We start from the raw sequence: 725 nt of genomic DNA, 5'->3' as shown, positions 1-725 counted from the left end.
GCCGTTGGACGATCAAGGTTTTTCTGACTATTGTAAGCTCCAGACCGATCAGATTGGAGATACCCTATGGCCAAGGCGACTGACGCGCTGGACCACGTCTATACAGCCAAAGGGGCACAGGCCATTCGCGAGAGCTACGAATCTTGGGCATCCGGATATGATGAAGAGAACATTGCCAACGGCTTCAGGCTTCCAGCCATAGGGGCGGCGTTCGCTGCGCGATACGTGTCAAACGACGGCGGGCCGATTTTGGATGCGGGATGCGGCACTGGGCTGGTCGGTGAAGCTTTGGCGATACTTGGCTACACAAATATCGTTGGTATCGACATATCCCCGGCGATGATCAAACATGCTGAAAACCTGCAGGCTTACGATCGCCTGTACGAGCATGACCTCGGTCGACCCATACCTGAAAGCGATAACAGCTTTGCTGCCGTCACGTGTTTCGGATCGCTTGGACCCGGGCATGCACCGCCTGAGTGTCTGAACGAGTTCATCCGTGTGACGCGTCCCGGAGGTTTTGTTATCTTCAACGTGCGGCCGGACACTTACGAAGAGCAGGGTCTAAAGAAGAAGATTGAAGAACTTGTTTCCGGACCAACTGTTCGCCAAGTTGAGCGCTCATCGGACTTCAGGCCATTCCTTCTAGCAGAACCGAAACTTGGCGCCAAAATTTTCGTCCTTGAGAAAACTTAGGCGGTCCGCCTGAGATACGTTTATTCTGG

At 53.7% G+C, this 725-nt stretch carries 1 protein-coding gene; it reads left to right on the top strand.

All coding sequences use genetic code 11. The features are described from left to right. The first annotated feature begins 66 nt into the window (after nt 1-66). Entirely contained in the window at nt 67-696 is a 630-nt protein-coding gene (locus BOA8489_RS20065) for a class I SAM-dependent DNA methyltransferase (RefSeq protein WP_093976071.1), read from the top strand. The last annotated feature ends 29 nt before the right edge of the window (nt 697-725 follow it).

The sequence above is a fragment of the Boseongicola aestuarii genome (assembly GCF_900184815.1).
GTDB classification, from domain to species: Bacteria; Pseudomonadota; Alphaproteobacteria; order Rhodobacterales; family Rhodobacteraceae; genus Boseongicola; species Boseongicola aestuarii.
This window is presented reverse-complemented; position numbering and strand designations above follow the sequence as displayed.

What these genes read in the sequence shown, in the direction of transcription:
- BOA8489_RS20065 (WP_093976071.1), top strand. Translation starts at nt 67, where the DNA reads ATGGCCAAGGCGACTGACGCGCTGGACCACGTCTATACAGCCAAAGGG.